26 protein-coding genes are annotated in these 22,702 nt (G+C 31.8%); 6 read left to right on the forward strand and 20 right to left on the reverse strand.

Features of this window, described 5'->3' with window-relative positions; translation table 11 throughout:
* Positions 1-48 precede the first annotated feature (48 nt).
* Both B0M43_RS11165 and B0M43_RS11170 read right to left on the reverse strand, forming a co-directional pair.
* Positions 49-477 (reverse strand): copper resistance protein NlpE N-terminal domain-containing protein, encoded by a 429-nt coding sequence (locus B0M43_RS11165; protein ID WP_078008295.1) that lies wholly within the window; start codon positions 475-477, stop codon positions 49-51.
* A gap of 272 nt (positions 478-749) precedes the next feature.
* Positions 750-986, reverse strand: a complete 237-nt coding sequence (locus B0M43_RS11170) for a helix-turn-helix domain-containing protein (RefSeq protein WP_078008293.1) — start codon at positions 984-986, stop codon at positions 750-752.
* Positions 987-1,099: 113 nt separating this feature from the next.
* On the opposite strand from B0M43_RS11170, the gene B0M43_RS11175 reads away from it, so the two are divergent.
* Positions 1,100-1,438, forward strand: a complete 339-nt coding sequence (locus tag B0M43_RS11175) for a hypothetical protein (RefSeq protein WP_078008292.1) — start codon at positions 1,100-1,102, stop codon at positions 1,436-1,438.
* 433 nt (positions 1,439-1,871) lie between these two features.
* Here B0M43_RS11175 and B0M43_RS11180 read toward each other — a convergent pair whose 3' ends face one another.
* The 5 genes from B0M43_RS11180 to B0M43_RS11200 all read right to left on the reverse strand — a co-directional run bounded on the left by B0M43_RS11180 (position 1,872) and on the right by B0M43_RS11200 (position 6,066).
* Positions 1,872-2,270, reverse strand: a complete 399-nt coding sequence (locus tag B0M43_RS11180; protein WP_078008291.1) for a hypothetical protein — start codon at positions 2,268-2,270, stop codon at positions 1,872-1,874.
* An 80-nt stretch (positions 2,271-2,350) separates the two neighbouring features.
* The gene (locus B0M43_RS11185; RefSeq protein ID WP_078008290.1) at positions 2,351-3,055 is read right to left on the reverse strand and encodes a hypothetical protein; all 705 of its coding nucleotides are present in this window, start codon (positions 3,053-3,055) and stop codon (positions 2,351-2,353) included.
* 229 nt (positions 3,056-3,284) lie between these two features.
* A complete protein-coding gene (locus B0M43_RS11190; protein WP_078008289.1) occupies positions 3,285-4,178 on the reverse strand; it encodes a hypothetical protein in 894 nt (297 codons plus the stop codon).
* Between the two features lie 292 nt (positions 4,179-4,470).
* Entirely contained in the window at positions 4,471-5,112 is a 642-nt protein-coding gene (locus B0M43_RS11195) for a hypothetical protein (RefSeq protein WP_078008288.1), read from the reverse strand.
* A gap of 111 nt (positions 5,113-5,223) precedes the next feature.
* The gene (locus B0M43_RS11200; protein ID WP_078008287.1) at positions 5,224-6,066 is read right to left on the reverse strand and encodes a DUF3825 domain-containing protein; all 843 of its coding nucleotides are present in this window, start codon (positions 6,064-6,066) and stop codon (positions 5,224-5,226) included.
* Positions 6,067-6,307: 241 nt separating this feature from the next.
* Between B0M43_RS11200 and B0M43_RS11205 the strand changes: the two genes are divergently transcribed.
* Together B0M43_RS11205 and prfA are read left to right on the forward strand one after the other, a co-directional pair.
* Positions 6,308-6,718: a type II toxin-antitoxin system HicB family antitoxin gene (locus B0M43_RS11205; RefSeq protein ID WP_078008286.1), complete on the forward strand. Its 411-nt coding sequence runs from the start codon at positions 6,308-6,310 to the stop codon at positions 6,716-6,718.
* 296 nt (positions 6,719-7,014) lie between these two features.
* Positions 7,015-8,091, forward strand: coding sequence for a peptide chain release factor 1 (prfA, locus tag B0M43_RS11210; RefSeq protein ID WP_065449322.1), 1,077 nt, complete (start codon positions 7,015-7,017; stop codon positions 8,089-8,091).
* A 700-nt stretch (positions 8,092-8,791) separates the two neighbouring features.
* Here the strand turns inward: prfA and B0M43_RS11215 are convergent.
* The 11 genes from B0M43_RS11215 to B0M43_RS11265 all read right to left on the reverse strand — a co-directional run bounded on the left by B0M43_RS11215 (position 8,792) and on the right by B0M43_RS11265 (position 15,581).
* Positions 8,792-9,163 (reverse strand): hypothetical protein, encoded by a 372-nt coding sequence (locus B0M43_RS11215; RefSeq protein ID WP_065449323.1) that lies wholly within the window; start codon positions 9,161-9,163, stop codon positions 8,792-8,794.
* A 22-nt stretch (positions 9,164-9,185) separates the two neighbouring features.
* Positions 9,186-9,569, reverse strand: coding sequence for a hypothetical protein (locus tag B0M43_RS11220; protein WP_065449324.1), 384 nt, complete (start codon positions 9,567-9,569; stop codon positions 9,186-9,188).
* A gap of 35 nt (positions 9,570-9,604) precedes the next feature.
* Positions 9,605-9,889 carry a YtxH domain-containing protein gene (locus tag B0M43_RS11225; protein ID WP_065449325.1) on the reverse strand — a complete coding sequence of 95 codons (285 nt, stop codon included), beginning with the start codon at positions 9,887-9,889 and terminating at the stop codon, positions 9,605-9,607.
* Positions 9,890-9,934: 45 nt separating this feature from the next.
* Positions 9,935-10,087 (reverse strand): lmo0937 family membrane protein, encoded by a 153-nt coding sequence (locus B0M43_RS11230; RefSeq protein ID WP_109746162.1) that lies wholly within the window; start codon positions 10,085-10,087, stop codon positions 9,935-9,937.
* 36 nt (positions 10,088-10,123) lie between these two features.
* The gene (locus B0M43_RS11235) at positions 10,124-10,771 is read right to left on the reverse strand and encodes a porin family protein (protein WP_078008285.1); all 648 of its coding nucleotides are present in this window, start codon (positions 10,769-10,771) and stop codon (positions 10,124-10,126) included.
* A 70-nt stretch (positions 10,772-10,841) separates the two neighbouring features.
* Positions 10,842-11,414: a DUF4142 domain-containing protein gene (locus B0M43_RS11240; RefSeq protein WP_065449327.1), complete on the reverse strand. Its 573-nt coding sequence runs from the start codon at positions 11,412-11,414 to the stop codon at positions 10,842-10,844.
* 425 nt (positions 11,415-11,839) lie between these two features.
* On the reverse strand, positions 11,840-13,624 hold the full coding sequence (locus tag B0M43_RS11245) for a sensor histidine kinase (protein WP_065449328.1): 1,785 nt from the start codon (positions 13,622-13,624) through the stop codon (positions 11,840-11,842).
* Positions 13,625-13,634: 10 nt separating this feature from the next.
* Complete coding sequence (locus B0M43_RS11250) at positions 13,635-14,084, reverse strand: response regulator (protein ID WP_055098384.1); 450 nt, start codon at positions 14,082-14,084, stop codon at positions 13,635-13,637.
* 21 nt (positions 14,085-14,105) lie between these two features.
* On the reverse strand, positions 14,106-14,657 hold the full coding sequence (locus B0M43_RS11255) for an AraC family transcriptional regulator (RefSeq protein ID WP_065449329.1): 552 nt from the start codon (positions 14,655-14,657) through the stop codon (positions 14,106-14,108).
* Between the two features lie 157 nt (positions 14,658-14,814).
* The gene (locus tag B0M43_RS11260; protein ID WP_055098382.1) at positions 14,815-15,000 is read right to left on the reverse strand and encodes a CsbD family protein; all 186 of its coding nucleotides are present in this window, start codon (positions 14,998-15,000) and stop codon (positions 14,815-14,817) included.
* A gap of 107 nt (positions 15,001-15,107) precedes the next feature.
* Positions 15,108-15,581 (reverse strand): Dps family protein, encoded by a 474-nt coding sequence (locus B0M43_RS11265; protein WP_078008284.1) that lies wholly within the window; start codon positions 15,579-15,581, stop codon positions 15,108-15,110.
* Positions 15,582-15,947: 366 nt separating this feature from the next.
* Here B0M43_RS11265 and pyrF point away from each other — a divergent pair, with 366 nt between their 5' ends.
* A complete protein-coding gene (pyrF, locus tag B0M43_RS11270) occupies positions 15,948-16,775 on the forward strand; it encodes an orotidine-5'-phosphate decarboxylase (protein ID WP_078008283.1) in 828 nt (275 codons plus the stop codon).
* Between the two features lie 265 nt (positions 16,776-17,040).
* Positions 17,041-17,841: an ABC transporter substrate-binding protein gene (locus B0M43_RS11275; RefSeq protein WP_078008282.1), complete on the forward strand. Its 801-nt coding sequence runs from the start codon at positions 17,041-17,043 to the stop codon at positions 17,839-17,841.
* Positions 17,842-18,012: 171 nt separating this feature from the next.
* Here B0M43_RS11275 and B0M43_RS11280 read toward each other — a convergent pair whose 3' ends face one another.
* Together B0M43_RS11280 and B0M43_RS11285 are read right to left on the reverse strand one after the other, a co-directional pair.
* Positions 18,013-18,933 carry an AraC family transcriptional regulator gene (locus tag B0M43_RS11280; protein ID WP_078008281.1) on the reverse strand — a complete coding sequence of 307 codons (921 nt, stop codon included), beginning with the start codon at positions 18,931-18,933 and terminating at the stop codon, positions 18,013-18,015.
* A gap of 92 nt (positions 18,934-19,025) precedes the next feature.
* On the reverse strand, positions 19,026-20,033 hold the full coding sequence (locus tag B0M43_RS11285; protein ID WP_078008280.1) for an aldo/keto reductase: 1,008 nt from the start codon (positions 20,031-20,033) through the stop codon (positions 19,026-19,028).
* Positions 20,034-20,796: 763 nt separating this feature from the next.
* On the opposite strand from B0M43_RS11285, the gene B0M43_RS11290 reads away from it, so the two are divergent.
* Positions 20,797-22,290, forward strand: a complete 1,494-nt coding sequence (locus tag B0M43_RS11290) for a catalase (RefSeq protein WP_065447696.1) — start codon at positions 20,797-20,799, stop codon at positions 22,288-22,290.
* Positions 22,291-22,702 lie beyond the last annotated feature (412 nt).

Here is a 22,702-nt window from a genome sequence, read left to right on the forward strand (position 1 = left end):
GCCACAAAAATATTTTCTTGTGGCTTTTTTATATTTAAGTCTTCTATTTTATACTTTAAAAATATCAATTCTTTCCATCCAGAAAATTCCTGATTCTAAAAATTGAAGTTTAGTCTTCACGATTTTGTCACTTTTATCTCTTGGATTTTTGGTTATGAATCTCGCTGTTGACTTATTAAAATCTAAAGTGTATTTCTCGTCAAAATCTTCACTTTTTTTAGAAGAAAAAGTAATTATATTGTCTTTTGCGCTCCATTTTCCTTTTCCGTATTTATTAACTTCCGGTGGACTTCCGCCCTGCATTTTCGAATACGAATGAAATTCGAATGTTCCGTCCTGATTTAAGGTCAGTTTATATTCTATGATATGTTTTCCTTTTTCACCAAGTGAACGTGTATAATCGCCAGCAAAATTGTTCGATTGTGCGAATAGAGTTATGTTGAAAATTAAAAGTAAAGTGGTAAGTATTTGTTTCATTGGTTTGAAAATAGATTAGAAGTTTTAGTAGAAGATCTTAAATTTTTCTTTGAATTAATAAAATAACCCAAATTATGATTCCGAAGATTATTGAGAATACAAAATTAGCTTTATCAAAATTGCGAGAGTTAAATAAGTAACTAATTAGCACAACACCACTACAACTTACTAAGAGTTTTAAAAACTTATTTTTTAAATTTTTGTCTTGGTATTTCCAGTTCAGTTTCTTTATCATGTTTTTCATTTACCCGATTGATAATTAAAGATTGAGTTTATAAATCTTTAATTAAATCACCAGGATTTATTTTTAAAGATTTAGCAATTTTGAACAAAGTACTTATTTTCATTTCCTGAGTACCCTTGATGTATTTTCGTAAATTTTCTACATCCAATTCTGCATCATGAGCAACCTCTCTTTGTTTGAGTTGATTTGCTTCGATTGTCTCTTTTATCTTAATTCCTAATTGTATTACAACTTCTGGAATTTCACTTTTTCTTGTTTTATTCATGGAGATGAAATTACAAGTAATAGATTGTTTTTGTATGATTGAATATAATCGGTTGTTTATAACCGATTATTTCTTATTTTTGTTTTTTAATTATAAAAAAGTCCAATTCAATCATGGAAAGACAACATACAAAACAAGTCAAGGAATTTTTAGAATCAATGAATAGAATTAATAAATTCGACAAGCTAAAATCAGAAAATAGAAGTGATAATTCGTTTAGTGTAACGGTAAAGGTTTCCGGTTATAACGAACTTAATCTAATGGTTTCTGATCTTCTGAAATCAAGTATCGTTTTAATGAATAAGGAAGCCCGAAGTTTGGCCGTTTTTGAGTCAGATACAGATATTAATGTAGTGACTTTGCTTGAAATTGCATTGCAACTTTTACCTGATCAGGAAATGGAATTGTTGGATGATTTGCATAAGATTTGTTTGGAGTCTGATGCATTATAAGATTTTCCATTGCTATCAATCTTACGTATTAAAAATAATTAAGAGAAGTATAAGTGCTCCCAAGAATATAACTCCAATCATATGATTTAAAGAGCTGTTTCCTTCCTTCTTTTTGTTACTGCCCGTTGGTGACCATATACCTGAAAATGTTGTAAAGTCATCGTCGTTTAGTAAACATCTTAAGTTTACATACAGAAACCTAACTGATGCTCCTAAATACTCTAATAAAATTCGACCCACTATTATTTGTAAAAAATCCATTTGTATGAATTCTTGTTTAGGATTAGCGTAATGATTGAGTTTTTTGTTTTGTGTTCTTCGGCTAGCGCGAGCGTCCCGCTCGTGCACTTATAGTTTTTATAGTTTTGTTATTTGCATGGCTTGTGTTCACGAGCGGGACACTCGCGCCAGCGGGGTAGCAGGCAATTAGATTTTATTTTAAACTTAATAATTTATTTCGTATCTGATCTAATTTCATTGTCCCATGTCCAATAGTTTCGTGACGCATATAAACTTCATTTTCATCATACTTAATTCCCATAGACATTTTCTCAAAATTTTGTAGATCTTCAAATTCTTTATTTAACTCACTCATTTTGATGTCTATGAAGCTGATAAAACTATTAATGAATTCTTCTCTATCTTTAAATTTTAAAATTTCTTTCTCACTTTCAAATAGAATGACATAATTTTCATTCCCTAAAACAACATTTTTTATTTGTAAAAAATTTTTAAAAAATATTGGACTATTCTGTAATTGTGCTTTAAATTTTATATTAAAAAGAGAAGATAATTTTTCGTAAATTTCTTCATGAGTTGGTGTATTTTTCAATTGATCATTTAGTTTGAAACTATTTATTAAACTGTTTTATGTTAACCTCTCGACTGTGTACTCACATCTATTTTTTTGTTCTAAAATGTATATTTTATTGGATTTTGACTTCCTTTCTTAATGTAATTATCAAGAGATTGATTAATATATTTTTCTCGAATTTCAGATTCTGCAATTGAGCCAGTAAATTCCCAACGGTTTTCGTCGACTTTTAAATTCCAACTTTCAATCTTATAAACTTCTCTAACAATTCCTTTATAAGAAGCAATTGCGTATTTTACTTTTAATCTTCTGTGATTTGCAACTTTCCAGGCAGAGCGAGTTATTTTATATAATTTTTCTGAAGACATAAATCTTTCATAATAACGATTTACAGTTATTATGATTGTTGGCTCTAATATTGTAATAGTTTTAGCATCATATAGTTGATTTATTTCAGCTATAGATTTTAAACCACGTTCCCAAGTATTGTGACCTTTAACAATGTTTGCCAAATTTTCAAGTCCAAGTAAATCTATACATGCACTTTCAATTTCTAATGCTTGCGTTTCTGTTAAATCATGTCGTAAAATATAGTGTTCAACTTTATTGCCTGAATCATGAATATCTCTTATGATATTTAATTTATCATTGATTTGCGGACTTACTAAAGCACCTGCAACATGTTGGAAAACTCTATTTCCTAATCCTTTTCCAATATAAAAAGTGTTTGATGTTCTGGGATCTTTTAATATATATACGTAATATCTAATTTTTTCACAAACTGCATTAGAGAATTCATTCATTGTTTCTTTTTATTATAAAATTTATTTAACTCAAAAGATTGATTTTCTGTTTGAATATTTGTATTATTTCTTAATGTTGCGGGCACGGATTGCAAATCCGCGCTATCGAACGTGAAGATATATCTGCGCCATATGGGTTTTTGTTATTTGCATGGCTTGCGTTCACGAGCGGCACGCTCGCGCCAGCAGGGGCGACATTTAAGTAAATTATTTGTTGTGCTTGTCTATTTTAGTATTCGATTCTATTTTCACCTTCTATTGATGCTTTTACTTTTTCCACCGTTGTATTAGTGACTATTACATTCCCATCTTGATTAATCTTTCTTTCCTGACTCATTTCAACTTCTATTGAATATCGATTTGAAAAATGTATATGACCGTTTAATACTTTATTATTAAAATCGAAATCATTCATAAGGAAATTAATAATATTGTTATCATAAAATCCTTTCCATCGGAACTTACCGCGTTTAATAGCAGGAGAAATTACGTCAATTTTAGCATTTTCTATTTCAAGTTTAGGAAGCTCATCACTTTGTAAAATGAATTTATAAAATTCATTCTTTAATACTGTTCTTGAACTACCAACAGGTTTTTTATCTTGATATCTTAGAACTTCAATAGAATCTACTTTTTGATAATTATTTAATTTTTTATAGAGATTTGATTTACGCCATGAAACTTTGTAATTTTTATTTACAAGCTCAACAGAATCTTTGATAGTTTCTTGACTTATTTCATTATTATCCTGTAGAAAATCTAAATTTAGTTTTTCAAGTTCTTTTCTTTTTAATTCATTATCTAATTTTAGATTTTCAATTTGAAGCTTAGTTAGTTCCTTATTTTCAACTGGAAATCTTGATATGATTATTGCTGAAATTGCTACAATTAAACTGATTTGAGCTGAGTTTTTGCCTAAAAACTTCCAAGTTTCCTTAAAACCTCCTTCTTCGGTAGGTAGTGTTTCTAATTCAAGTTCAAGTCCTAGAGTTTCTGAAATTTCTTTGAAGATATATATTATTTCTTTTTCGCATTCATTTCTTACAATAGAATTGATAGAGTGGCTATCGTCTTTGAAAAAATAGTGAAACTGTAAATTATCGGATTTTTCTATTGACTCCATATTTTCGTTAATTAAACACAACTAGTTTTTGTATGATAATCATAAATAGTCTTAGATTCTTTGGTAGATATATGAAAGATGTATGGATTTGTTTTAATCAAATATATAAATTAATACCGAAAAAACTGATTAAAAATAATCATTTCAAAAATAAGTCCGATACATCGGATTAACAATCTATGCCAACAAAGATTGGATTGTATTTTTCTAGTTTCAATGTTAGATCATTTCTAATCTTTGCGAGTAAAGATTGTAAATCCGTGATATGGAATTTCAATCGTAATACTAAAGTTTATTTAATATTTTTAATTGAACTTTGAATTGCTTCGTATTGATTTTTTTCAATTTCAACTTTTTGCGTAGGTTTATCTTTTATATTTATAATTAAGTTAAATATTAATGCAAAAATTGCAACACCAAGTGCTATTTGTGTAATTAAAATTTGTCTTTTAAATCTTTGTTCATCTCGCGGTACATATCCATTTTCACAAAAGCGTTTAAACTCCTCTGTTGAATAAATTTCCTTATTGGTGTATTCACAAAGTAAATCGATTACATTTTGGTCATTAAAATTATAGCCAACAGATGGTAAATTTGATACACAACTTCCAAATTTATTTGATACCATGCCATTAGAACCTCTTTCTAATAATAAAATATATCCATCTTTTTCAAGCATTTTAATGAGATTAACAACTTGTAGAATGAATAAAGATAATTCCTCCGTTTTATTTATAATGTATTCGCTTTCAGAAGGTGTTGGTGCCTGATTTCTAATTGTAAAATCTAAAGAAGCACTTCTGGGACTTCTATTTACTATTATACAAACTCCTTTTAAGTCGCTATCTATAATATTAGCTAAAAAGTTATTTGATCCACTATTTTTTAATATTCTATCGCAAATGTTTGTTTCTAATTTACTTAAAAGTCTCATTTATTGTTTTTTTGGGGTTATAGGCTATGTGTGATGTAGAAGATATTTATATAAATATGTTTTTTAATACTAAATAATATAATATCCCCAAACTACGATATAATATATCTTTTATGGAGTTAACCAGTCGTCATCTGGTTTTGTGATTAATCTAGCGTCTATGTATGCCATATCCATAGTCAAAATTGTCTTACCCCTATAAATATTACGTTGTTTGTCTTTATCTATGACGAAAGCAAGTTCTGCTAAGTCTTCCTCATTTGTCAATACAAGTGGTAATAATAATTGTATTTTTCCCTCATACCAATGAGGTATAGCAATTTTATAATTTCGTTTGACTTTTTCTTTCAAGGCTTGAATTGAGCCAAGTATAATGTTCTCCGCCATCTTTGCATTTCCTTGTAGAATTGATGGAAACCTGTTAATATTTTGTTCAACTATATGTGTCAAATTTGTATCAATTTCTAGCTTTGTATCAAAAACCAAATCATTTGCGTCATCAATATATGTTGCTATTTCAGGTGTAGGAGAATAAAACTGCATTTTTTCTGAATAGCTATCGATAAATGCATAAAATGTCCAATCGCATTGATTTCTACCTTTTGCTTGACCATTTTTGAAAAAAGTTGCGAAAATATCTTTACCCCTTTTAGTTTGGAGTCCAGTGTTAAAGCAACACTTGTCTTTTTCTTTTGAATAAATAATTTTATTTTGTTCTACAACTCTTAAAAATGTATAATTCAAATAGTTTGTAAGAATAGGATAATTTTGATTTGGATATTTATTTCTAAATTCTTCTGTCTTAAAATTCCATTCTTCGTGATTTCTTGTCATTTTTGATAAGTAAGAAAATGGTGTTTCCCAAGTTTGTCCTTCTTCTCCATTAAATGGAAAATGTGCAAAGTATTTCCTAGGACTTTGATCTTTGTATTTTTTTGTTAAACTTTCGTACATATTATTTTTTAAAATTAGTTCGATAATTAAATTTTTGTAAAAACAAACATCGTCTTTAATTTAAATTAATCACCAAGTAAAAACACCTGATTTTTTTATAAAAGTAAATCCCCTTAATTGAATGATTTTACGGAAAACCATAAAGAGCTAAATAAACTTGGTTTGTAACGATTTTGTTATATAACAAAATTGTTATAAATTTATACTAACATTCATTTTTAATGCAAAAATTCAGAAGATTATGAATACAGAACAAAGGGTAATTTCGGTTATTATTGAAAAAACTGCTACAGGTTTTTCAGCTTATGCAAAAGAAATTGATGGATTGGCTACAGTCGGGAATAATATATCCGACATAAAAGCAAATTTTAATGAAGTTCTTCAATATCATGTAGAATATCTGCAAGAACAAGGAGAAAAGGTAAAAATTGCTGATTTTAATATTAGTTATCAAATAGATCTGGAGCAGGTTTTTGATTATTTTAGTGTCATCAATAAGTCAGCTTTTGCAGAACATTATGCAGAAATAAATCAAAGTTTATTCCGCCAATATACGAAAGGATTAGCCACTTTATCCAGCGACAAAATGCTGCAGATTTCTAAAGGTCTGCACAAACTGGCAGATGAATTAAGTGATCTTACTTTGGTCTAAATCATTAAGAGGGTAATTTATAGTAGAAGAAACTATAATTCTCTTATGAAACCAAAACCCCTAGCCCTGATAGTAGTGAAAATCCTTTTGTGCCGGGGTTCGGCACAAAAGATTGTAACGGATAGCAGGAAATAGCTCCTAAAAAGATATAACGAATAGACAGTCCCGATAGTTATCGGGATCCAAAAAACCAATATAATCCCACCAAATTTTCCCTTCAAAAAACACAAAAAATCAATACTAGAATTTTCAACAAAAATTTCGTAAATTTGCACTCCAATAAAAGGAATTAGAAAATGTTAGATAGACTTCAAATAGTAAAACAACGTTTCGACGAGATTTCGGATTTGATTATCCAGCCGGATGTTATTTCTGATCAGAAACGTTATGTGCAATTGAATCAGGAGTACAAAAACCTGAAAGCATTGGCTGAAAAGCGTGATGAATATGTACTTGTGATGGCTAATATAGATGAGGCAAACGAAATTATTGCTGATGGAAGTGATGCAGATATGGTTGAAATGGCCAAAATGCAACTAGATGAAGCAAAAGAAAGATTGCCTGAACTTGAGGAAGAAATCAAGTTTATGTTGATCCCTAAAGATCCTGAAGATGCTAAAAACGTGATGGTCGAGATTCGTGCCGGAACGGGTGGGGATGAAGCGAGTATTTTTGCAGGTGATTTGTTCAGAATGTATACTAAATATTGTGAGAACCAGGGTTGGAGAACTTCTGTAGTAGATATGAACGAAGGAACTTCGGGTGGTTTCAAAGAGGTTATTTTTGAGGTATCAGGAGAAGATGTGTACGGAACTTTGAAGTTTGAAGCCGGAGTACACCGTGTACAACGTGTTCCTCAGACAGAAACGCAAGGTCGTGTGCATACATCTGCTGCAACAGTGATGGTTTTACCGGAAGCAGAAGAATTTGATGTACAAATTGATATGAACGATGTTCGTGTGGATTTCTTCTGTTCATCTGGACCTGGAGGACAATCGGTTAATACAACGAAATCTGCGGTACGTTTAACGCACATTCCAACAGGATTGGTGGCGCAATGTCAGGATCAGAAATCACAGCATAAAAACAAGGATAAAGCGCTAAACGTTTTACGTTCTCGTTTGTACGAACAAGAATTGGCTAAGAAAGAAGCTGAAGATGCTACAAAACGTACTTCTCAGGTGAGTTCTGGTGACAGATCTGCTAAGATTCGTACTTACAACTATGCACAAGGTCGTGTAACAGATCACAGAGTTGGTTTGACTTTATACGATTTAGGAAATATCATGAATGGTGACATTCAGAAAATTGTTGCCGAGTTACAATTGGTAAACAATATGGAGAAACTGAAAGAAGCTTCGGAGGTTTTCTAAGCTGCTAATATTCTGAAGTGCTGAGGTTCTTAGTTTTTAGGTGCAAAGGCTCAGAGGTGCAAAGGGACAAAGGTTTTTGTCATTCTATAGCAATATAAAAAAATCCTGTTTCACAAGTAGTGAAACAGGATTTTTTTTTGACCATAAGATAAAATATAGCCAGTGGTTTCAACCACTGGAACGCAATAGATGTAATCGCAATGATTGTAGCAATAAATTATCATGATTATATTCTGCATTCCTTTCAAGGATAACCTCGCAATTAGTTGAAATATAGTAAAAACAAAAAGCCCCAGTTGTACTAATGTGAAACAGGGGCTTTTTTGGTTCAGAATTAAGTCTTATCATAAGTTTGCAAAGAAAACCTTAGCAACTTAGAGACTTAGACCCGCAGAACCTAAAAAAAAGAGACTGTCTCATGTTTGAGACAGTCTCTTTTTGGATTCAGAATTAAGTCTTATCATAAACTTGCAAAGAAAACCTTAGTAGCTTAGAGACTTAGTCCCTCAGAACCTTAAAATATATAGTGAAGGATATTAACTGTTTAACCGTTTGTTTATAAAACGTATAAAGCAAGTTAGATACCTAGAAATACTCTTGTATATTCAAAACATTTATATAGATTTGAGTAAACGTACACACCATTTTTTAATACTATTTCGCTTAACTTTTCCATAATACATAAATTTGAGTTAGACAATTACTCTCTTGATGATTCTTGTTGTGATGATTCCTCGTTTGGAGAATCATGATGTGGTTTTGAAACTAAATTAGTTACGACCAGTTGTAATAATGATCCCATAATGCCTTTGAACATCGAAGTGCTTTTACCTACTACAAAACGTTTTGCCAGATAACCTATCCCGATGCTTATGGCAGATTGAGCCAGATTGCTTTTGAAACCTACCGTTTCGTTAATTTCCTCTACGGTATTCCTGATTAGATTAAGCGGTTTTAAATTGTGCTTAATTTCTTCTATTTCATCTTTAATAGAACACCACTCGGCGTCCTGTCGAATTTCTAATTCCTGGATCGTCTGATTTAATCCATCAATAGTATAAATAGTTTCCATAACAGTCTTTTTTAGTTATTAATTAATTAAAATCAGCTTTTGTATCATCCTTTTTAGTTTCTTTTAAAATACTGGAAATAATCATATTTCCAATAGGTGTTTTTATGATCTTATGCTGTAAAGTATGCATCAGGATCGCTACAATAAGGTAAAAAAGGGCTACGATAAAAAAACCGTAATAATACTCCCCAAGTACTTTACCAAGCCATAAACTAATCCCTATATTCAGGAACAAGGTAAAAAATGCAACAACAGCTCCAACTGCTATTCTTGATGTTAATGTCGATAAAACATCTGCTACCGCTGCTACCGTTTTAAGCTTAATTAATTCTAAGCTTGTTTTGGTATAGTTTTCAGCTTTTTCATAAAGATTTAAGTTCTCCTCTGTTGTTGCATTTGATTCCATGATATAGGGTATTTATGGTTTAAAAATTTCACTCTTTAGTAGTTCGTTTTTACACTTTTTGCTTCATCTTTGATAGTGTTGAAGTCTTCTTTTGCCTGGTTGAATTTTGCTTTTCCTTCTTCGATAATATCTTTACCGTTTGAAGTAATAGTGCTTACAACTCCGTCAAATTTTGTTTTTAAATTATCTCCGTAATCTTTCGATTTATCTTTGATTTTTTTTCTTGTGTTAGACCCTTTGTCCGGTGCAAATAATACACCTATAAATGCTCCTGCAGCTGCAGCTCCTAAAATTCCTAATAATGTGTTACTCGTTTTCATAATGTTTGATTTAGTGATTAAAATAATTTTTTATAATGTTGATTTTTAAACTTCACGACCTTTGATAAGTCTGAATAGTATTGCGATAATGGCAATTACCAATAATATATGGATGATACTTCCTAAGCTATAAACAAAGAACCCTAGAGCCCAAAGAATAACCAGAATTACCGCGATTGTATATAATAAATTTGACATGGTTTTTATATTAAGGGGTTAATAAATGTTTTTTTTCTAGTTTAATTTATACGATAAGTATAATGAAAAGTTGCTGTTTTTAGCGTCTGGGAATGTATAAGTTTGTCCTAAAACAGTTCTTTCTTTACCAATAGTTGTTAAACCATAGTTGTAACGAAGACCAATACTTACTGGACTAAAGTCAACTCCAACACCTGCTACAATACCTGCATCAAATTTGTTTAAGTCATCTGTGTCAATATCCTGATCAAATTCAGCAGATCCATCTCCTGTTAATTTCGAACTTACTAAGTAAGAAGCATATCCACCTGCCTGAAGGTTAAAGTTTTTAGTAATATTTACTCTTACTAATAAAGGAACTTCGATATAGTTCAATTTAAATTTTGCATCTCCTGAAGCTATATCACTGTTGTATTCTAATTTTGAACCTCTTGTAGTAAACAAGATCTCTGGTTGAATAGCGACAAAATCAGATATTGGTAATGTTGCATAAACTCCGGCGTTAAAACCGTACAATATATTTTCGTCTGTTGCTTCATCATTATCTGATAAAAAGTTAGACATGTTGAATCCTCCCTTTACACCAAACTCGGTAGTTACATTAGTGTCCTGAGCATGTAGCATTCCAAAAGAAGCTGTTAAAAAAAGTGTTAAGGCGCATAAAAAATTTGATTGCATTTTCATAGTTAAAATAATTTAGTTGTAAAATAATTTAGGTCTCAATTTTTAATAATAATAATAGATATATAGGCATTTAATTAATCTCATTGTTGATCCTCTGCATTTCGCGTAGGATTTGATATTGTTCAGGTAAATATTGCAGTACTAATTTTAATATCGCTTTGTCATTTGTTTGCTTCGAAATAGATTCAAACAATCCAATTTGCTCTTTTAATGATTCTGAAACAGAATTGATATAAGCTTTATTAAAATTGGTATTACTGGCATCAATCAGTTCGTATAAATCTAATTTATTGTGTGTGGCATTAATTTCTGTAATAATAATGAGCTTTTTATTGGCCATTTTAGAAACATCCTGCAACAATTGATTCTGATTAATTTCTATTTTTCTACTCCACTCCTGTAAGGTAGAATCTGAACTTTTTTGTTGTGCAATTTGACTTTTTGAAATAATTGATTTTGTTACATTGGCAGTCGCAATAAAAAAAAAGGCTTCAATTTCTTCTTTTTCTGTTTTACTAAAAGTTTCATTTTTCAGTGAAGTTTCTATCGGATTATTTTTCTTGCATGACGTGATGCAAATTATAATTGTCAATAAAAATATTAGTCTAAAAATTGTAGCTTTTAGTTGGTGCGCTGCTTTCATTATTACTTCATAAAGTATTACATTACAAAGATGCTAACGAAACAAACATTTTGCTTTACAGCATAAAAAAGAATCTTTATATAATTCCCATAATCGGTTTTTACGGGTGTTTTATCCTTTAATTTTCAGGGGTTTATTAATTAAAGTTTACCGCAAAAAAAAAGAAACCACAGTTATTTTGTGGTTTCTTTTTTTTATTTAGGTATGTGATTGATGTAATTTGTTTTCTTACAGATTTCGTCTCAGTTTACAGTCTCAGTCTCAGTCTCAGTCTCAGTCTCATTGTTCAGTCTAATTGTTCAGTCTCATTCTCAGTCTTGGTCTTCAGTCTTAGTATTCTCATTCTGATTAATTATGTTTAGTTTTCAGTTGTATATTAACTGTAAACTGTTACTGCGACTGTAAACTTTTTTAAAAGCTGCAAATTATTCAGGAAGAAATACCGTGAAAACAGAACCTTTATTAGGAGTACTGTCGGCTATGATGTGGCCTTTGTGATTGTCGACAATTTTTTTGCATATGGCTAAACCAATTCCGGTTCCGGGATAATCTGTTTTAGAATGCAGACGCTGAAATAAAACAAAAATCGTTTCTTTGAACTGAGGGTCAAATCCCATTCCGTTATCTGTAAAAGTAATTTTATAGAACTTCTTAATATTAGGTTCTAATAAATCAGGATAATCGCTTGAGTTTACTTTCTCGCTTTCAATCTTGATTTCGGGAACAGTATCGGGCTGACTGTATTTTAATGAATTTCCGATCAGGTTTATAAAAAGCTGCTCAATCTGATAGGGGATAACAGCGAGTTTAGGCAATTTCGAAACTGTAATAACAGCATTTTTTTCCTCGATGATTTCGGCTAATTCGGATTCGGCATTTTCAAGCAGTTCGTTTAAACTTAATTTTATGAATTCTTTTTTAGTCGTATTCGTTCTCGAAAATAAAAGTAAATCATCAATTAGTACACGCATTCTTTTAGCGGAAACTTCAATTTTAGAAATATAAGCTTTTGCACTATCGGACATTAAGGCTTTATCTGATTCCGGAATGCGCGAAACAAAAGTCTGAATTTTTCTTAAAGGTTCCTGTAAATCATGACTCGCAACGTGGTTAAAAGAGGCCAACTCTTTATTGCTTTTTTCTAATTCTCTGTTACGTTCCTGAAGTTCTATATTTAATAGGTGTTCGTCGGTAATGTCAAAATTAATTCCCAGTAAAATTTTGCTTCCCTGTTTATCGGTCAGTAATTTTCCGGTAGATTTAAAATAACGTATTTCGTAATCCGGTCTTGTGATTTTGTAGTATACAAAAGGCAATTGTTTTTTCTCGACAATTCCGTCCATCGATTTTGCTACAGTAGCTTTATCATCAGGATGTACAAACTCAAGAAAAGTTTCTCTTTCGGGAACAAATGCATTGGGTTCAAAACCCAGTAAACGAAACTGATTGTCAGAGTAATCTATTTTATTAGAATCCAGATCCCATTGCCAGGTGCTAAATTTACCAATACTTTCAGATTCGGCCATTAATCCGCTTGAGATCAGAAGTTTTTTATTGTAAATTTTCAATCGCTCAAAATCACGACTAATTTGTCTGTAAGCTAATAAGATAAAAATTAGCGCTACTAAAAATAAAGAAATAGAAAATAGTGGACTTAAGGAGATTTCGGCAGCATAAATTTTGAGTCTTTTTGCCAGATAATTTTTCTCGATGTCGTTCATTTCGTCTACCTGAAAACGAATGTTCTCCATCAGGATTCGACCACCAAACATATGATTGTCGAGTTTTCTCTTATCATATGTTTTGGGATCGCTGTATTTTAAGCAATTTTCGAAAGAAACAAAACGCTGAATAATTAGTTTGAATAATTTTTCAAGATTTTTTTGCTGCTTCGGATTGTCGGCAGTAAGCTTTTTTAAGGTAATAAACGATGTATTAACTTTATCTCGCGAATAAATATAAGGTGTTAGAAAACGTGCATTTCGTGTTATGATATAGCCACGCTGTCCCGTTTCGGCATCCTTAATTGCCGACATTAATCGCTCTAATTGAATGTTTATTTCATACGTATGCATTACCACTTTACTGGATTCGTCTAAATCCCGATTGTGTTTGTAAGCAATAGAAGAAAGAAATAACAGAATGAAAACCGCGATTACAAAAATAACTCTCAATGAGTTTGAAGAATTAAAATTTGGTATCCATTTCATTGGTATGCTATTATTTTAGTCGAAGCAGGAAATTATCACGGTTTAAACCTGATGTATGGTAATGCCAGTTTACTGTCACGACTTCATTGATTATTTTTTTAAGTGTATTAAAATCACTTGGTTTTTTGATGTAAATATTAGCTCCCTGAATAAAGGTGTCTTCTATATCTTCTTCAGATGAAGAAGTAGAATAAATGGCAATAATAATATTTTTAAGATGTTCTGTTTTTTTGATTTCAATCAAACATTCTTTACCTGTTTTTTTAGGCATGTTCAAATCCAGAAATAAAATATCCGGCAACTTGGTTTCTGGATCCATTAAGTGGTCCATCAATTGCATTCCGTCATGAACAAAATCCACTTTTGTCTGAATTTTTATTTCTTCAAAAGCATCCTTAAAAAAAAGACGATCATCTTCATCATCATCAGCCAATAAAATGTATAATGCGTTTTTTTGCATTTTAGTATGGTATTATGGGTTTTATTTTAAATTTTCTCTACGTTTCTTAATTATTCTCTGAAAAGCCGATGGCGTAATTCCGGTTGTGTTTTTAAACTGTGTACTCAAATGGGCAACACTGGAGTAGTTGAGTAAAAAAGCAATTTCGGTTAAACTCATTTCGTTTATAATAATCAATTGTTTTGCTCTTTCAATTTTTTGTAAAATGATAAAGTTTTCAATAGAAGAGTATGTTACTTCTGAGAAAACATTAGACAAATAACCGTAGCTGTGATTTAATTTCTCAGCTAAAAACACAGAACTTTTATAATTATTGCTGTCTTCCATAAAAACAAGCTCAATTATAGCGTCCTTTATTTTTTGAACAAGAACACTTTTCTGATTTTCTACAACTTCAAAACCACACGGCAACAAATTATTTTTTAAAGATTCGAGCGCATCAGCATCAAGATTGTCCGCAATTTCAATTTCGCCAAATCCCAAAGTTGTAAAATTTACATTTTGTTTTTCCAGGTTTTGTTTCAAAAAAAGTGAGCAAATGGTGTTAATATCGAACTTTATAAATAGTTTCATTTTATAAAAATTTGGTTAAAGATAATTAATTTATTTTTGGTTATAGAGTTTAATGCTTGATAGCGATTTCGAACAGTGAAAAATTTAAATAAAATTCTCAAAAAAATACCGTCTAATATGTTTTACTAGACGGTATTTATACTTGATTTAGAAGATCTTACAAATCAGCAATGATTTTTCTAACCTCATCTTTTGTTTTACCTAATTTTTGTTGAAGTTTTCCGTACATTTCGTCTTCTTTTCCTTCATCATACAATAAATCATCATCTGTTAGATCTGCATATTGTTGTTTCAATTTACCTTTCAACTCGTTCCAGTTTCCTTTTATCTCTGTAGTATTCATGATATTTTTTTTTTGTATTTATAATATTGTAAATTTCCTGATTTTGTTTTGCTTTTTTGTTATATCAATTTTGCAAAGCGTTTCATAATTCACATTTTTGTATTTTTCTATACTTGATAACGGCGTAAAACCCATGCCATTTTTTCGTGTTGTTGCAGCAAACCTGTAACAAAATCAGCAGATCCGATATCATTACTGTCTTCTTCAAAAGCCGGAATATAATCTCTAAACTCCGTTACCAACTGTTCGTGGTTTTCTAACAGTTCCTCAAGCATATGTTTTTGTGAAGCATATTCTTTTGGGGATTCTTTAAGTGTCGAGTTATCGATAAACTCTTTCATTGTACCAATCGTTTTTTCTCCCAGCTGGCTAATGCGCTCTGCAACTTCATCGATATTAGCTTCTAAAATTCGGTACTGATCCTCAAACAATTTATGAAGTTCCATAAAACTATTCCCTGAAATGTTCCAATGAAACTTTCTGGTTTTTACATATAATGTCATTTCGTTAGATAAAATCGTGGCTAATATAGAAGTACTTTTCTTTAAGTTTTTTGGCGTTATTCCGATATGTGGGATCATAATTGTTTGATTTATTGTTGTTTATCAAAAATAGATAAGAAGCTTTTGGTTTTTCTTACATAATTTGTTCAAGATGTTACATGAATTCAATGTTGTGTCAATTATATTTAGTTTTGCTTCCATCGTGCTAATAAAATAATTTTAATTTTTAAGATCGCAGGGATTTGGTACTACAAAAACTGTTGACAAATAAACAGCCTGAAAGAGCATAAACATAAAAACACACATTGTATTACTTAGTTAATTAATACCCCTAAACTGAATATAAAACCAAAAAGACATTCGTAATTGAATGGCTTTTTTTATTTTTGCGTACTTCTAAAAAAGAATCACTTTTGATGTCTTAGAAGAAATAAAAAAACAAGAATGACAACACAACAACTACACGAACAAATTCTTTTAAAAAAATCATTTTTATGCGTGGGGCTAGATCCTGATCTAACCAAAATTCCGCCGCATTTATTAGAAACCGAAGATCCTATTTTCGAATTTAATAAAGCCATAATCGATGCTACACATGATTTGGCTGTGGGATACAAACCCAATACTGCTTTTTTTGAAGCATACGGAATAAAAGGATGGCTTTCATTACAAAAAACAATCAATTATATCAATGAGAATTTTCCTGAAATCTTCACTATTGCCGATGCAAAACGTGGCGATATTGGGAATACTTCAAGCATGTATGCGAAAGCTTTTTTTGAAGATTTGAATTTTGATAGTGTAACCGTTGCACCTTATATGGGGAAAGATTCGGTGGAGCCGTTTTTGGCTTTCGAAAACAAACATACAATCATGTTAGCATTGACTTCAAATGAGGGTGCTTTCGATTTCCAGACTTTAACTACCAACGGAAAAGAATTATACAAACAAGTTTTAGAGACTTCTATAACATGGAAAAAAAGTCATAATTTAATGTATGTTGTGGGTGCGACAAAAGCAGAATATTTTGCCGATATCAGAAAAATTGTTCCGGATAGTTTTTTATTAGTTCCGGGAATTGGCGCTCAGGGCGGAAGTTTGTCTGAAGTATGCAAATACGGAATGAACGATAAAGTGGGATTACTGGTAAATTCTGCAAGAGCGATTATCTACGCCTCGAAAGGAACTGACTTTGCTGAAAAGGCCAGGGAAGAAGCATTATCAGTACAAAAAGAAATGGAAGAGATTTTAAGCTTGAAGTTTCGGGTTTAAAGTTTCAGGTTGCTTTACTTTGAGAATAATTTTACCACAGAGTTACACGGAGTTTTTCACAGAGTTTCGCAAAGAAGTTTTACCGCAAAGGGCGCAAAGTTTTTTTCGCAAAGTTTCGCAAAGATTTTTTAATTGCTGTCTAATAAGTAGTCAAAGTTCAAAGAATATAAACTTTATTTACTTTGCGAAACTCTGTGAAAAACTTTGTGTAACTCTGTGGTAGAAAAACACAATCCAACAACTTGAAACAAAAATAACCTGAAACATGAAAGAATTCCTCGATCAGCTAGGTACTTTACATTCTTTTGAGAAAACTCCAAAAAGAATCATTTCGTTAGTACCTTCTCAAACCGAATTGCTATACGATCTGGGTTTAGAAGAAAAGATCATCGGCATCACGAAGTTTTGTGTACATCCGTATCATTTAAAATCGACTAAAAAGATTGTTGGCGGCACGAAGAAAATTCATTTCGAGAAAATAAAATTATTGCAGCCTGATATTATTATTTGCAATAAAGAAGAAAACACACCTGAAATTGTCGAACAATTAAGTACTATTTGTCCGGTTTGGGTAACGAATATTATTACTGTAGAAGATAATTTTCAGATGATTTCAGATTTCGGACAACTCTTTAATTGCCGAACCGAATCTCAAAAATGGAATGATAAACTGGCTTTCGCTTTAAGCGATTTCAAAAAATATACTGCAGATCTTCCGATACAAAAAGCCGCCTATTTTATTTGGAAGAACCCTTTTATGGTGGCCGGAAAAGATACGTACATCAATGAATTATTAAAACTGAATCATTTTTCGAATATCTACGAAGACAAAGGACGTTATCCTGAAATCGAGCTTAAAAAAATGCGTATAGAAGGCGATCCCGATATTGTTTTCCTTTCATCTGAACCGTATCCTTTTAAAGAAGAAGATGCTTTCGAAATTGGACGCTTTACACATCACGCCAAAACAATCTTTGTCGATGGAGAAATGTTCTCCTGGCATGGAAGTAGATTATTAAAGGCATTTCCATATTTTAAAATACTTCACGAAAGATTGAAAAATTAGTTTCAGATTTATTTGATTTAGATTTTACCACAGAGATTCACAAAGTTTTTTCACAGAGATTCACAAAGTAATTTTTTTTCCTTTGTGAAACTTTGCGTAACCTTTGTGAATCTCTGTGGTAGAAAATTAAGTTCACCATTCACACAACAGTAAACTTGAAACCTTAAATCTTTAGTTAAATGAACTTCTGAATTCCAAAGGCGAAACATTGGTTTTACTTTTGAATAATTTATTAAAAGACTGTGGATACTCAAAACCCAATTGAAAAGCCGTTTCGCTCACACTTAAGGAAGTTGTTGTCAGTAATTCTTTTGCCTTTTCGATAATTTTATTGTGAATATGATGCTGTGTACTTTGTCCTGTTAACGAACGCAGCATATCACTTAAATAATTTGGAGAAACATGCAGTTCGTCTGAAAGATAAGCAACTGTTGGTAATCCGAATTTCTGAACTTTGTCACCTTCAAAATAATCAGATAACAACGTTTCTAATTTACTTAAAAGAGTATTGTTGACACTTTTTCGGGTAATGAATTGGCGGTTATAAAAACGGTTACAATAATTAAGCAGCAGTTCGATGTGTGAAACCATTACATCCTGACTAAAAGCATCGATAGAAGAACAATATTCCTGTTCGATATTTTTCATGATTCCGGTAATCATAATTTGCTCTTTATCAGAAAGATGCAAAGCTTCGCTAACAGCATATGAAAAATAGCCGTAACCTTTTATGTTTTTGGCCAAAGCATAGTTTTGAATAAAATCAGGATGAATCACCAGCATTGCCCCATAAACGGCAGTATCAACACTAACTTCTGTAGAAATTACTTGTCCCGGTGACATAAAAGTCATGACACCTTCATCAAAGTCATAGGTATTCTGTCCGTATTTCATTTTTCCGGTAAAACCTTTTTTGATGCAAACGGTATAAAAACTGTAAATAACACTTTTTAGATTGTCATCAAAATGGCAGGTTATTTTACTTAAATCTACAAAACTTACTAATGGATGTTCTGGTTTTGGAATTTTAAGTAAAGAATGTAATTCTGATATGGATTGAATTGTATAAGGAATATGAACTTCTTTTTTCATAGCAAAGTATTTAAAGCAATATATTAAAACAATATAAAACAGGAAAAGCTACCGTAAAGATAACTTTTTCTAAAGTGATTTGTTTAAGTCAATTATTGGTCAATTCCAGCCATATTAGCAGCATCATACCTGTCGCCGGTTGGTGTACCAAGCGGAATAATCGTTTCTAAACGATTCATTTCGTCTGCAGAAAGAACCATTTGTGCAGCGGCGATATTTTGTTCTACATATTTTACTCTTTTCGTTCCCGGAATGGCTAAAATATTTTTTGATGCAATCCATGAAAGTGCCAATTGAGAAGCTGTAATTTGTTTTTCGATTGCCATTTTCTGAATTTCATTTACCAATTCAATATTTTTATAAAATTGTTCTCCCTGAAAACGCGGAATTGTTTTTCTGAAATCACTATCATCAAAATCATCCGGACTTTTTATATCTCCCGAAATAAAACCTCTTCCGAGTGGCGAATAGGCAACAAAACCAATTTCCAGTTCGTTTAACGTATCTAAAATACCGGTTTCCTCAGCAGTTCTTTCAAATAAAGAATATTCTGTTTGTACAGCAGTCAAAGGATGAATTTGATGCGCTCTTTTAATGGTGTCCGAAGAAACTTCAGATAACCCAATGTAACCTACTTTTCCTTCTTTTACCAAATCGGCCATTGCCTGTACAGTTTCTTCAATTGGGGTATTTGGGTCAAGTCTGTGCAAATAATACAAATCGATATAATCAGTTCCGAGGTTTTTTAGAGAACGTTCTACCGCTTTTTTCACATAGTCTTTTTTACCATTAAATTTCCAGGTAAGCTGCTCGTTATCGTCAATTTCATAACCAAATTTTGTAGCAATACTATAATCATTACGTTTGTTTCTTATGGCTTTTGCTACTAATCTTTCATTCAATAAAGGCCCATATAAATCCGCTGTGTCCAGAAAATTTCCGCCTAACTCAAGTGATCTGTGAATGGTTGCAATGGCTTCTTTTTCATCGGCTTTGCCATAAATATCCATTCCTGCAATTTGAGTCATTCCCATGCAGCCTAAACCAATATTTGGAACAATAAGTCCTTGATTTCCTAATTTAATTGTATTGATACTCATAACTTGTCTTTTAAATTTTTAGTTTGAAAATTATAAGGCAAAGATCCGCGAGTAATAGTGATATAAAGTATCTAAATCTCGTGTAGTTGTATCCAAAATGAGGGAAGAGTTTTTAGTTTATTACTTTGAGCTTAGTTTTACCACAGAGTTTCACAGAGATTTTTCACAGAGATTCGCAAAGTTTTTTATTATTTTATAAGAAGCCACAGTTCACATAGCTTTGCGTTGATTGAGCTTTGAGAACTTTGCCTACTTATTATAATATGAAATAAAACTTTGCGAAAGATCTTTGTGTGCTTTGCGGTAAAAATTATGTTCAAAGTATTGAACAATTTACAATATAATTTCGTGGTTAAAAAAACCTTTGTGAACCTCTGTGAAAAAACTTTGTGGATCTCTGTGGTAAAATTTATGTTCAAAGCATGGCAACTTAAAACCTGAAACAAAGAAAACCTGAAACTAAAATTGATATAAAAAAAGAATGCCGGCATCTCGAAGACGCCGGCATCATTTAACTAACCAAAACCAAAATAATAAATAACCAGTTTATTACACTACAAAGATCTAACATATATGAATGTTTTGCTGTTAAGGTTTTGTTATTACTTTGTTGGACATAAGTTAAGATTTTTTAATACTGGTTTCTGAGCTTTCTGTAGCGTTAAATAACTTTTGGTTATTAAAATATAATAACAATCAATTTTGTTTATCAATATCCTAAAGATATCTTCGTATATTTGATAAAACATTAAATATCAGCATTATGGATTCGAACAAAAAATTAACAACTGCAACAGGAACTCCCGTTCCAGATAATCAAAACATACAAACTGCAGGCCCTCGTGGACCCGTTTTATTACAAGATTTTTGGTTTTTAGAAAAAATGGCTCATTTTGACCGTGAGGTAATTCCGGAAAGAAGAATGCACGCCAAAGGTTCTGGAGCTTATGGGACTTTTACTGTTACTCATGATATTTCAAAATATACAAGAGCAGATTTGTTTTCGGAAATTGGTAAAAAAACAGAAATGTTTGTACGTTTTTCAACCGTTGCAGGTGAAAGAGGTGCTGCTGATGCCGAAAGAGACATTCGTGGTTTTGCCATGAAATTTTATACCAATGAAGGAAATTGGGATTTGGTAGGAAATAATACACCGGTTTTCTTTTTCCGCGACCCAATGAAATTTCCGGATTTAAATCACGCTGTAAAACGTGATCCAAAAACCAATTTAAGAAGTGCTGATAACAATTGGGATTTTTGGACTTTATTACCGGAAGCTTTACATCAGGTTACCATAGTAATGAGTGACCGCGGAATTCCGAGATCATACAGACAAATGCACGGATTTGGAAGTCATACTTTTAGCTTCTTAAATGCTCAAAACGAAAGACATTATGTGAAGTTTCACTTTGTATCACAACAAGGAATTGAAAATTTATCTGATGAAGAAGCAGCACTATTAGTGGGTAACGACAGAGAAAGCCATCAAAGAGATTTATTTGATGCTATTGAAGAAGGAAACTTCCCAAAATGGAAAATGTTCGTTCAGATCATGACCGAAGATCAGGCGGCTAATTATCGTTTTCATCCTTTCGATTTGACTAAAGTTTGGTTAAAAGGAGATTTTCCTCTAATCCCGGTTGGAGAATTTGAATTAAACAAAAACCCTGAAAACTATTTTGCGGAAGTGGAGCAAGCTGCTTTTAATCCGGCGCACGTACCACCCGGAATTAGTTTTTCACCAGATAAAATGTTACAAGCCCGTTTATTTTCTTATGGAGATGCACACCGTTACCGTTTAGGAGTAAACAACTACCAAATTCCGGTAAACTCGTCAAGATGTCCTTATAATACTTTCCACAGAGACGGAGCAATGCGTGTTGATGGAAATAACGGAGGACGTAAACATTACGAACCAAACAGCTTTGGAGAATGGCAGGAACAACCAGAATTCAAAGAGCCGCCATTAAAACTTCATGGTGATGCGTATGCACATAATTTCAGAGACGATGATAACGATTACTTTACCCAGCCAGGTTTATTATTCCGTTTATTAACCGATGAGAAAAAACAATTATTATTCAAAAATACTGCTGGACAGGTAGGAGGAGCACAAAGATTTATTCAGGTGCGCCACATTAGAAATTGTTACAAAGCTGATCCTGCATACGGAGAAGGTGTTGCAAACGCTCTAGGTTTAACAATGGACGAAGTAAATAATTTTTCTGATCCAAGATTGTTAATCGAAGTGAGATAGGTTTTTAAGGTACTGAGATTCTAAGGAGCTAAGGTTCTAAGGTTAATCTTTCGAATTTAAATAGCAAACCCGACAAGTTTTTAAAAAAGCTGTCGGGTTTTGTTATTTGATATTAATACAAATCTTTAAATTATAATTTCTTTATGTAAACTGGACTGAAGTCCAGCTTTACAATATAATTCGTTCCTTCGGAGCTATAAAAAAGCCTTTGGCTTGATGGATATTGTAGGGCTGGACTTCAGTCCGGTTTAAGAAAAAAACAGTGAAAACCTGTTTCAATCCGTATAATCCGTGGGCCAATTATTACGACAAAGCTTTGGGATCTTCGTATCCTTTTACATTGCAAGAATAAAACTTAGCGACTGCGTAACCCTTTGCGCACTTTGCGGTAAAAAAAATTAGAACCTTAGAA

The sequence above is a fragment of the Flavobacterium sp. KBS0721 genome, from assembly GCF_002007065.3.
GTDB lineage: Bacteria > Bacteroidota > Bacteroidia > Flavobacteriales > Flavobacteriaceae > Flavobacterium > Flavobacterium piscis.

Excerpts from the sequence above, each read along its gene's own strand:
- B0M43_RS11165 (WP_078008295.1), bottom strand. The coding sequence starts at position 477 with ATGAAACAAATACTTACCACTTTACTTTTAATTTTCAACATAACTCTA.
- B0M43_RS11170 (WP_078008293.1), bottom strand. The coding sequence starts at position 986 with ATGAATAAAACAAGAAAAAGTGAAATTCCAGAAGTTGTAATACAATTA.
- B0M43_RS11175 (WP_078008292.1), top strand. The coding sequence starts at position 1,100 with ATGGAAAGACAACATACAAAACAAGTCAAGGAATTTTTAGAATCAATG.
- B0M43_RS11185 (WP_078008290.1), bottom strand. The coding sequence starts at position 3,055 with ATGAATGAATTCTCTAATGCAGTTTGTGAAAAAATTAGATATTACGTA.
- B0M43_RS11190 (WP_078008289.1), bottom strand. The coding sequence starts at position 4,178 with ATGGAGTCAATAGAAAAATCCGATAATTTACAGTTTCACTATTTTTTC.
- B0M43_RS11195 (WP_078008288.1), bottom strand. The coding sequence starts at position 5,112 with ATGAGACTTTTAAGTAAATTAGAAACAAACATTTGCGATAGAATATTA.
- B0M43_RS11200 (WP_078008287.1), bottom strand. The coding sequence starts at position 6,066 with ATGTACGAAAGTTTAACAAAAAAATACAAAGATCAAAGTCCTAGGAAA.
- B0M43_RS11205 (WP_078008286.1), top strand. The coding sequence starts at position 6,308 with ATGAATACAGAACAAAGGGTAATTTCGGTTATTATTGAAAAAACTGCT.
- prfA (WP_065449322.1), top strand. The coding sequence starts at position 7,015 with ATGTTAGATAGACTTCAAATAGTAAAACAACGTTTCGACGAGATTTCG.
- B0M43_RS11215 (WP_065449323.1), bottom strand. The coding sequence starts at position 9,163 with ATGGAAACTATTTATACTATTGATGGATTAAATCAGACGATCCAGGAA.
- B0M43_RS11220 (WP_065449324.1), bottom strand. The coding sequence starts at position 9,569 with ATGGAATCAAATGCAACAACAGAGGAGAACTTAAATCTTTATGAAAAA.
- B0M43_RS11225 (WP_065449325.1), bottom strand. The coding sequence starts at position 9,889 with ATGAAAACGAGTAACACATTATTAGGAATTTTAGGAGCTGCAGCTGCA.
- B0M43_RS11230 (WP_109746162.1), bottom strand. The coding sequence starts at position 10,087 with ATGTCAAATTTATTATATACAATCGCGGTAATTCTGGTTATTCTTTGG.
- B0M43_RS11235 (WP_078008285.1), bottom strand. The coding sequence starts at position 10,771 with ATGAAAATGCAATCAAATTTTTTATGCGCCTTAACACTTTTTTTAACA.
- B0M43_RS11240 (WP_065449327.1), bottom strand. The coding sequence starts at position 11,414 with ATGAAAGCAGCGCACCAACTAAAAGCTACAATTTTTAGACTAATATTT.
- B0M43_RS11245 (WP_065449328.1), bottom strand. The coding sequence starts at position 13,624 with ATGAAATGGATACCAAATTTTAATTCTTCAAACTCATTGAGAGTTATT.
- B0M43_RS11250 (WP_055098384.1), bottom strand. The coding sequence starts at position 14,084 with ATGCAAAAAAACGCATTATACATTTTATTGGCTGATGATGATGAAGAT.
- B0M43_RS11255 (WP_065449329.1), bottom strand. The coding sequence starts at position 14,657 with ATGAAACTATTTATAAAGTTCGATATTAACACCATTTGCTCACTTTTT.
- B0M43_RS11260 (WP_055098382.1), bottom strand. The coding sequence starts at position 15,000 with ATGAATACTACAGAGATAAAAGGAAACTGGAACGAGTTGAAAGGTAAA.
- B0M43_RS11265 (WP_078008284.1), bottom strand. The coding sequence starts at position 15,581 with ATGATCCCACATATCGGAATAACGCCAAAAAACTTAAAGAAAAGTACT.
- pyrF (WP_078008283.1), top strand. The coding sequence starts at position 15,948 with ATGACAACACAACAACTACACGAACAAATTCTTTTAAAAAAATCATTT.
- B0M43_RS11275 (WP_078008282.1), top strand. The coding sequence starts at position 17,041 with ATGAAAGAATTCCTCGATCAGCTAGGTACTTTACATTCTTTTGAGAAA.
- B0M43_RS11280 (WP_078008281.1), bottom strand. The coding sequence starts at position 18,933 with ATGAAAAAAGAAGTTCATATTCCTTATACAATTCAATCCATATCAGAA.
- B0M43_RS11285 (WP_078008280.1), bottom strand. The coding sequence starts at position 20,033 with ATGAGTATCAATACAATTAAATTAGGAAATCAAGGACTTATTGTTCCA.
- B0M43_RS11290 (WP_065447696.1), top strand. The coding sequence starts at position 20,797 with ATGGATTCGAACAAAAAATTAACAACTGCAACAGGAACTCCCGTTCCA.